This is a genomic window from Corallococcus sp. CA053C (assembly GCF_003611675.1).
In the GTDB taxonomy this organism is placed as follows: domain Bacteria; phylum Myxococcota; class Myxococcia; order Myxococcales; family Myxococcaceae; genus Corallococcus.
The window spans coordinates 1-8,258 of the sequence record NZ_RAWA01000435.1 but is presented as its reverse complement, the minus strand read 5'-3'; the positions used below and the strand labels follow the sequence as shown (position 1 = coordinate 8,258).

The window sequence follows — 8,258 nt, the reverse complement described above, 5'->3', positions numbered from 1 at the left end:
CCCCCTGCCGCTGCCCCCCGGGGAGCACGGCCTGCGCGTGGAGGCCCTGAAGGCCGCGATGCGCGAGCGCATCCTGGTGCTGGACGGCGCCATGGGCACGCTGCTGCAGAACCACACCCTGGTGGCGGCGGACTTCGGCGGCCCGGAGTACGAGGGCTGCAACGAGAACCTGGTCCTCACGCGCCCGGACGTCATCGAGGGCATCCACGCCAAGTACTTCGCCGCGGGCGCGGACGTGACGGAGACGGACAGCTTCGGCGGCACGCCGGTGGTGCTGGCGGAGTTCGACCTCGGGCACAAGGCGATGGAGATCAACATCGCCGCGTCGCGCCTCGCGCTGAAGGCCGCGAAGGACGCGGAGGCGAAGGACGGCCGGATGCGCTGGGTGGCGGGCTCCATCGGCCCCACCACGAAGGCCATCAGCGTCACGGGTGGCATCACCTTCGAGGAGCTGGTGGACAACTTCGCCGTGCAGGCGGAGGGGCTCGCGCTGGGCGGGTCGGACTACCTGCTGGTGGAGACGGCGCAGGACACGCGCAACGTGAAGGCGGCGCTCATCGGCATCGACCGGGCGTTCCACAAGCTGGGCTGGGCGCTGCCGGTGGCGGTGTCGGGCACCATCGAGCCCATGGGCACGATGCTCGCGGGCCAGTCCGTGGAGAGCCTGGCCACGTCGCTGGAGCACACGGACCTGCTCTACCTGGGGCTCAACTGCGCCACGGGTCCGGACTTCATGACGGACCACATCCGCACGCTGTCCGCGATGAGCTCCTTCCCGGTGTCGTGCGTGCCCAACGCGGGCCTGCCGGACGAGAACGGCCAGTACCTGGAGTCGCCGGAGATGATCGCCCGGTCGCTCAAGCGCTTCTGTGACAACGGCTGGCTCAACGTGGTGGGCGGCTGTTGTGGCACGCACGCGGGCCACATCGAATCGCTGGCCGCGATGGTGAAGGGGCTCAAGCCGCGCACGGAGGTGCCCAAGCCGCGCTCGTCGCTGTCCGGCGTGGACTACCTGGAGGTGACGGACGAGCAGCGCCCCATCATCGTGGGCGAGCGCACGAACGTCATCGGCAGCAAGAAGTTCAAGGAACTCATCGTCGCGGGCCAGTTCGACGACGCGTCCGAAATCGCCCGCGCCCAGGTGCGCCGCGCCGCGCAGGTCATCGACATCTGCCTGGCGAACCCGGACCGCGACGAGCTGGACGACATGCGCCACTTCCTGGACGTGGTCGTCAAGAAGGTGCGCGTGCCGCTGATGATCGACTCGACGGACGAGAAGGTCATCGCCATGGCGCTCACGTACTGCCAGGGCAAGGCCATCATCAACTCCGTCAACCTGGAGGATGGCGAGGAGCGCTTCGAGAAGGTGGTGCCGCTCGCGCGCGCGTATGGCGCCGCGCTGGTGGTGGGCTGCATCGACGAAATCGGCATGGCCGTCACCGCCGAGCGCAAGCTCGCGGTGGCCGAGCGCAGCTTCGAGCTGCTGACGAAGAAGTACGGCATGCGCGCGGAGGACCTGTACTTCGACCCGCTCGTGTTCCCCTGCGCCTCCGGCGACGCGCAGTACACCGGCAGCGGCGTGCAGACGATTGAGGGCGTGCGGCTCATCAAGCAGCGCTTCCCGCAGTGCCGCACGGTGCTGGGCATCAGCAACGTGTCCTTCGGCCTGCCCACCGCGGGCCGCGAGGTGCTCAACTCCGTGTTCCTGTACCACTGCGTGCAGGCGGGCCTGGACATGGCGCTCGTCAACTCGGAGAAGCTGGAGCGCTACCCGTCCCTGCCGGAGGAGGAGCGCAAGCTGTCCGAGGACCTCATCTACAACCGGGGCGCGGATCCGGTGACGCCCTTCGCGGCGCACTTCCGCGAGCGCAAGCCCGCGCGCGCGCAGGTGAGCAGCCTGCCCCTGGAAGAGCGGCTGCAGCGCTACATCATCGAGGGCACGCGCGACGGCCTCTTCGCGGACCTGGACCTCGCGATGCAGAAGATGCCGCCCCTGGAGATCATCAACGGGCCGCTGATGAAGGGCATGGACGAGGTGGGCCGCCTCTTCGGCGCCAACGAGCTCATCGTCGCGGAGGTGCTCCAGAGCGCGGAGTCGATGAAGGCCGCGGTGAGCCACCTGGAGCCGCACATGAGCAAGACCCAGGCGGCGTCGCGCGGGAAGATCGTCCTCGCCACGGTGAAGGGCGACGTGCACGACATCGGCAAGAACCTGGTGGAGATCATCCTCGCCAACAACGGCTTCCAGGTGGTGAACCTGGGCATCAAGGTTCCGCCCGAGCAGCTGGTGAAGGCGGTGAAGGAGCACCAGCCGGACATCCTCGGGCTGTCGGGCCTGCTGGTGAAGAGCGCGCACCAGATGGTGGCCACCGCGGAGGACCTGCGCCGAGCCGGCGTGGAGACGCCCATCCTGGTGGGCGGCGCCGCGCTCAGCCGCAACTTCGTGGACCGCAACATCGCCCCGGCCTACGGCGGCGGCACGGTGGCCTACGCCCAGGACGCGATGAACGGTCTGGAGCTGGCGAAGCAGATTGTCGAACCCGGCGCCCACACGAAGCTGCGCGAGGACCTGGCCGCGCGTCGCCTCAAGCTCGCGCAGGAGGTGAAGGAGCGCCCCGCGCCCGCCGCCCCCGTGCGCCGCGCTCGCAGCACGGAGGTGCCGGTGGTGGCCACGGTGCCGCCCGCGCCGGACTTCGCGCGGCACGTGCTGACGAACACGCCGTTGGATCACATCTGGAAGTTCATCAACCCCGTGATGCTCTACGGCCGGCACCTGGGCCTGCGCACGTCGTCGCGCGCGCTGGGGACGCCCGCGGAGGCGGAGCTCGCGAAGACGGAGGAGGGCCGCAAGGCGCTGGCGCTGAAGGACTCGGTGGAGGAGCTGAAGGCGCTGCTCCGGGACGGCGTGATGCACGCGCGCTCGGTGTTCCAGTTCTACAAGGCCGCGAGCGACGGCGACCGCGTGCTCCTCTTCGACGGGACGACGGGCGAGCCCGTCACGTCCTTCGACTTCCCCCGCCAGGACAAGGAGAACGGCCTGTGCCTGGCGGACTACGTGAAGCCGCTGGAGGGCGGCAAGCCCGTGGACGCGGTGGCGATGTTCGTCACCACGGCGGGCACCGGCATCCGCGAGCTGGCGGATGACTTCAAGGCGAAGGGCGAGTTCCTCAAGATGCACGCGGTGCAGGCCCTGGCGCTGGAGACGGCCGAGGGCTACGCGGAGCTCCTGCACACGCAGCTGCGCAGCATGTGGGGCTTCCCGGACCGGGCGGACATGACGATGCTGGAGCGCTTCCGCGCGGAGTACACCGGCAAGCGGTACTCATTCGGCTACCCGGCGTGCCCCCGGCTGGAGGACCAGACGAAGCTGTTCGCCGCGCTCAAGCCGGAGGACATCGGCGTGCAGCTCACCGACGGCTGCATGATGGAGCCCGAGGCGAGCGTGTCCGCCATCGTCTTCCACCACCCGAACGCCACGTATTTCTCCGTCACCTGATGCGTGGGGGGCCCGAAGCCCGGGCCCTGCCTTCGCGGAAGGGTTAGATTGCCCGCATGCCTTCGCCCACCATCCGTCGCGCCGTCCAGCTCCTGCCCGCGTGTGCCACCACGGGCATTGGCAGCCTGCCGCACACCCAGGTGGAGCTGGGCCTGCAGGCCGCGCTCGCCATGGACATCCCGTTCCTGCCGCAGCTGCCGGTGGGCCACCCCGCGGAGCTGATGATCCCCGCCGCGCTGGAGGGCCTGCCGGGCCTGAAGTTCGACGAGGACGGCGTCTGCATCGTGGACGTGGACGGGTGGAACGCCGGCCGCGCGGCCTTCGAGGCGAAGCTGGACGGGGCCCTGGCGTCCGGGAACCTGGAGGCCTTCGAGCCCACGGCCGACGCGTGCCGGGCGTGGAAGCCGTTCCTGTGGGAGGTGGAGCACCGCAAGCTCGCGTTCGCGAAGGCACAGCTCGCGGGGCCCTTCACGGTCCGCTCGGTGGTGCGCACCGCGACGGATGAGCCGGTGCTGGCGGTGCCGGGCCTGGACGCGGCGCTGTACCGGCTGGTGATGGTGCGCGCGCTGGCCATGGTGCGCGCGCTCAAGCGCACGGGCACGACGCCCCTGTTCTACCTGGATGAGCCGGGCCTCTACGCCTACGTGCGGATGAACCCGCAGCACCTGCTGGCGCAGCAGGAGTTGCGGCTGCTGGTGGTGGCGCTGCAGCGCGAAGGTGCGCTCGTGGGCATCCACTGCTGCGGCAACACGGACTGGGGCGTGCTGCTGGACGCGCAGGCGGACCTGCTGTCGCTGGACGTGCGGCTGTCGCTGGACGCGATGCTGGAGGAGCGCGAGGCGCTGGAGCGCTTCCTGTCGTCCGGCGCGACGCTGAGCCTGGGCGTCATCCCCACGGACCTCGCGTCCACGTACTCGGTGGAGGAGCTGTCGGATTCGGTGGAGGCGTCGCTGAAGGCGGCCCTTCCGCAGGGCATCGGCTTCGCGCAGGCTGTGTCCACGGTGCTGCTGACGCCCGCGTGCGGGCTCGCGATGCGCTCGGTGATGGACGCCGAGCGCATCCTCGAAGAGTTGAAGCAGGCGCAGCGCCGGCTGAAGCGGGCGCTTGAGTTCGAGCGCCCGTCGCAGCAGGGCCTGCCTCCCGCGCACTGAAGAAGAGCGGCGGACTACTGACGGCCGAGCCTCAGCTCGCGCTCGGCCTGGAACCAGTCCTGCTCGGAGCTGCCGTGGGTGCCGCCTCGGGCCTGGTAGATTTCAAAGGCGCGGCGGGCGATCTGCTCGTTCGTGGGCGCAGGAGGGCTCCGGGTCGCGTGGGCGTTCGCGGCCGGCTGGGCCGCTGAGTCCTGGGTCCGCTCCGGCGTGGACTTCGGGGCCGGGCTCTGGGGCGACTTCTGCGAGTTCTGACGGGCCATGGAAACTCCTCCGGGAAATGGCGTTCCGCAGCTTCAGGCGAACCCCCGCGTCACGGAAGCGACCCCATGGGTCGGGGGTTGTCGGAGCGACAGCGCGGTCCGCGCACTGTTGTCGGTTGGACGCCAACGCACGACCCGGGTCCAGTGTTTCAGCGCGTGGAAGGCGGGCCGCCAGGTTCAGCGCTCCGTCGCCTTCCTGCCGCGTGAGGGAGCCTTCTTCACAGGCGCCGCGGGCGCATCACCGCCCATCACGCCATGGCCCAAGGCCGCGTCGAGCGCGCGCTGCATCGCGGTGCTCATGCCCAGTGCCTCTGCTTCTTGAGGCGTGCACCAGCGCAGCTCCTGGAACGCGGTGGACTTCGTGGGACGCGGGCTTCCGGACACGCGCAGGAGGCGCAGCGTGAGGTCGCGGTGCGTGAGCTGCCGGCGCACGCTGTCCAGCGTGCCCTCCAGCGTGAGCGCCGCGCCGAGCGTCGTGGAGAGCCGCTGGGTGGCGTCGGCCTCCGTCGTCTCTTCCTCCACCTCCACGGCGGGCAGCTCCCACAGTCCGCCGAAGAGCCCCTTGTCCGCGCGCCGCGCGAAGAGGAGCGTGCCCGCGTGCGGCCACACCGCCAGCGCCAGGAACAGCTTCCGGGGCGCGGCGCGCACCTTGGCCGGAGGCAGTTCGTCCACGCGGCCCTTGCGGTACGCGAAGCAGCCGTCGCGCACGGGACACAGCAGGCACAGCGGTGACTCCGGACGGCACACCGTGGCGCCGTGCTCCATCAGCGCCTGGTTGAAGTCTCCGGGTCGCTCGCCCTTCACCAGCTCCGTGGCCAGCGCCCACAGCGTGGCCTCGCGGTCGCGGTCGCCGGGCAGGCCCTCCACCTCGAAGAGGCGCGAGAGCACGCGGGCCACGTTGCCGTCCACGATGGGCGCGGGCTCGCTGAAGGCGATGGAGGCCACGGCCCCGGCGGTGTAGCGGCCGAAGCCGGGCAGGGTGATCAGCGCCTCCGCCGTCGGGGGGAACTTCCCGCCGAAGCGCTCCACCACCTCCTGCGCGGCGCGGTGCAGGTTGCGCGCGCGGGTGTAGTAGCCCAGCCCCTTCCACCCGGAGAGCACGTCGTCCAGGGGGGCCGAGGCCAGCGCCTTCACCGTGGGAAAGCGCGCGAGGAAGCGCTCCCAGTATGGGATCACCGTGGCCACCTGGGTCTGCTGGAGCATGACCTCGCTGAGCCAGATGGCGTACGGGTCGCGGGTGCGGCGCCAGGGCAGGTCGCGCTTGTTCCGGTCGTACCAGGAGAGCAGCGGACCGCGCAGGGCGGCGTGACGTTCAGGGGAGACGGGAGCGGGGAGGGCCGCAATGGCGGTGCGCTTGCGTGGGCTCATGTGATTCTCAGCGGTGGCTGTCCGCCACCATACCCGTGCGGTCGGGCGCACCCGGCGTCTATCCACATTCCGGGCGGTTGTCTCCCCGCTCGTCCTCCTTCTGGCGGGACGGGCGATCGTCTATAGGATGCACCGCGTCCATGGCCCGCCCTCCTCTTCACAACGACTTCTCCTGGTCCAAGAGCCGCCACGAGAAGTTCTCCGAGTGCCTTCGGGCCTACTACCTCTACTACTACCGCTCCTGGGGCGGCTGGGAGGCGGACGCGGCGCGCGACGTGCGCGAGCTGTACGTGCTCAAGAAGCTGTCCAACCGCTACACGTGGGCGGGCAGCATCGTGCACGAGGCCCTCAAGGACGTGCTGCTGGACTGGCGCGCCGGCCGCGAGGTGGACCCCAAGGCCGTGGAGGCCCGGGCGCACAAGCTGATGCAGGACGACTTCCGGCACTCGCGCTCCAAGGCGTACTGGACGCAGAAGTACCGCAAGCCCTTCACCGGCCTCGCGGAGCACGAGTACGGAGAGGCCATCCCCAACGAGGCGTGGAAGCAGAACTTCGAGACGGTGCGCTCGGCGCTCGCGTGGTTCTTCCAGTCGCGCTGGCCTGGCATCGCGAAGGGGCTCAAGCCCGCGCAGTGGCTGGAGGTGGACGCGGGCTCTGACTTCGCGCACTTCATCCACGAGGGCGTGAAGGTCTTCGCCATTCCCGACCTCGCCTACGTGGACGAAGCGGGCTCCGTCGTGGTGGTGGACTGGAAGACGGGCCGCTCGCGCGAGGGCTACGACGAACAGGTGCTGGGCTACGCGCTCTACATCTCGCAGCGCTACCGCTACCCGCTGGAGAAGGTGCGCGCGTCGCTGGTGTACCTGAACGAGGGCCTGGAGCACGACGTGGCGGTGGACCCTTCCGCCATGGCGTCGTTCCACCAGCACTTCGCGAAGAGCGTGGCGGGGATGCGGGCATTGCTCGCGGATCCGGCCGCCAACACGCCCAAGGGGGCGGAGGCCTTTCCCCAGACGGGTGACCTCAACGCCTGCGCCCGCTGCGTCTTCCGCCGCCCGTGTGGCCGCGAGGCGGCGGTGGCGGAAGCGCGCCCGCGCGTCGCCTGACTACCGCGTCGCCGCCAGCCTGCGCACCACCACGCCCGCGGCGTTCATGCCGAATGCGGAGGTGACGAACGCCACGCTGCCGTCAATCTGCGTGCGGTGGTCGCAGGTGTGGAACTCGTTGTCCTGCGGGCAGACGCACAGGAAGCCGTCCGTGGCGTCGTCGTAGTTGAGGGGCACCGGCTGCCGGCGCGTCTCGATGGAGTACACGGCGGTGATGCCCGTGTGGCGCTCGGTCTCCACGCCGTACTTGCGCTTGAGCAGCTTGCGGATGTCCTTGGCGAAGGGATCCATGTGCGTCTCGCACAGGTCCTCCACGCGGATGGCCGTGGGGTCCAGGCGGCCCGCCGCGCCCATGGAGCTGACCACCGGCACGCCCAGCGTCACGCACCGGTGCAACAGGTGCAGCTTCGCCTTCACGTTGTCGATGGCGTCCACCACGAAGTCGTAGCGGCCCGCGGGCAGCAGCGTCTCCGCCAGCTCCTCGCGGTAGAACTCGCGCAGCGCTTCCACCTTCGCCTGCGGGTTGATCTCCTGGCAGCGCTGCGCCATCAGCTCCGCCTTGGACTTGCCCACCGCCTTCACCGTCGCGTGCAGCTGGCGGTTGGTGTTGGTGACGCAGACGTCGTCGTGGTCCACCAGCGTCAGGCGGCCCACGCCGCTGCGCACCAGCCCCTCCGCGGTGAAGCTGCCCACGCCGCCCAGGCCGAACACCACCACGTGCGAGTTGGCCAGCCGCTCCATGGCCTGGTCGCCCAGGAGGCGCGCCGTCCGGTCGAACCTGCGCGACAGCTTGAAGGGCTTCGCGAGCGAAGGCTCGGCAACGACGTTCGGCGCGGCCGGGGCGCTGGAGGGAACCTCGGGCTCGGCGGCGGGGGAG

General features: G+C 70.2%; 6 protein-coding genes. 3 read left to right on the top strand and 3 right to left on the bottom strand.

Going from position 1 to position 8,258, the window contains the following annotated elements; genetic code table 11:
* The first annotated feature begins 4 nt into the window (after positions 1 to 4).
* The gene (gene metH, locus D7V97_RS36425; RefSeq protein WP_233583444.1) at positions 5 to 3,496 is read left to right on the top strand and encodes a methionine synthase; all 3,492 of its coding nucleotides are present in this window, start codon (positions 5 to 7) and stop codon (positions 3,494 to 3,496) included.
* A 56-nt stretch (positions 3,497 to 3,552) separates the two neighbouring features.
* Positions 3,553 to 4,647, top strand: coding sequence for a hypothetical protein (locus D7V97_RS36420; RefSeq protein ID WP_120615216.1), 1,095 nt, complete (start codon positions 3,553 to 3,555; stop codon positions 4,645 to 4,647).
* A gap of 14 nt (positions 4,648 to 4,661) precedes the next feature.
* Here D7V97_RS36420 and D7V97_RS36415 read toward each other — a convergent pair whose 3' ends face one another.
* On the bottom strand, positions 4,662 to 4,907 hold the full coding sequence (locus tag D7V97_RS36415) for a DUF2934 domain-containing protein (protein WP_120615215.1): 246 nt from the start codon (positions 4,905 to 4,907) through the stop codon (positions 4,662 to 4,664).
* A 177-nt stretch (positions 4,908 to 5,084) separates the two neighbouring features.
* A complete protein-coding gene (gene mutY / locus D7V97_RS36410; RefSeq protein ID WP_120615214.1) occupies positions 5,085 to 6,275 on the bottom strand; it encodes an A/G-specific adenine glycosylase in 1,191 nt (396 codons plus the stop codon).
* A gap of 140 nt (positions 6,276 to 6,415) precedes the next feature.
* On the opposite strand from mutY, the gene D7V97_RS36405 reads away from it, so the two are divergent.
* On the top strand, positions 6,416 to 7,381 hold the full coding sequence (locus tag D7V97_RS36405; RefSeq protein ID WP_120615213.1) for a PD-(D/E)XK nuclease family protein: 966 nt from the start codon (positions 6,416 to 6,418) through the stop codon (positions 7,379 to 7,381).
* On the opposite strand, the gene D7V97_RS36400 is transcribed toward D7V97_RS36405, so the two are convergent.
* The coding region (locus tag D7V97_RS36400; RefSeq protein ID WP_233583443.1) for a ThiF family adenylyltransferase at positions 7,382 to 8,258 on the bottom strand (877 nt) is incomplete at its 5' end.

Bases quoted from the DNA above. Each gene is read 5' to 3' on its own strand.
- D7V97_RS36405 (WP_120615213.1), top strand. From the start codon at position 6,416: ATGGCCCGCCCTCCTCTTCACAACGACTTCTCCTGGTCCAAGAGCCGC.
- mutY (WP_120615214.1), bottom strand. From the start codon at position 6,275: ATGAGCCCACGCAAGCGCACCGCCATTGCGGCCCTCCCCGCTCCCGTC.
- D7V97_RS36415 (WP_120615215.1), bottom strand. From the start codon at position 4,907: ATGGCCCGTCAGAACTCGCAGAAGTCGCCCCAGAGCCCGGCCCCGAAG.
- D7V97_RS36420 (WP_120615216.1), top strand. From the start codon at position 3,553: ATGCCTTCGCCCACCATCCGTCGCGCCGTCCAGCTCCTGCCCGCGTGT.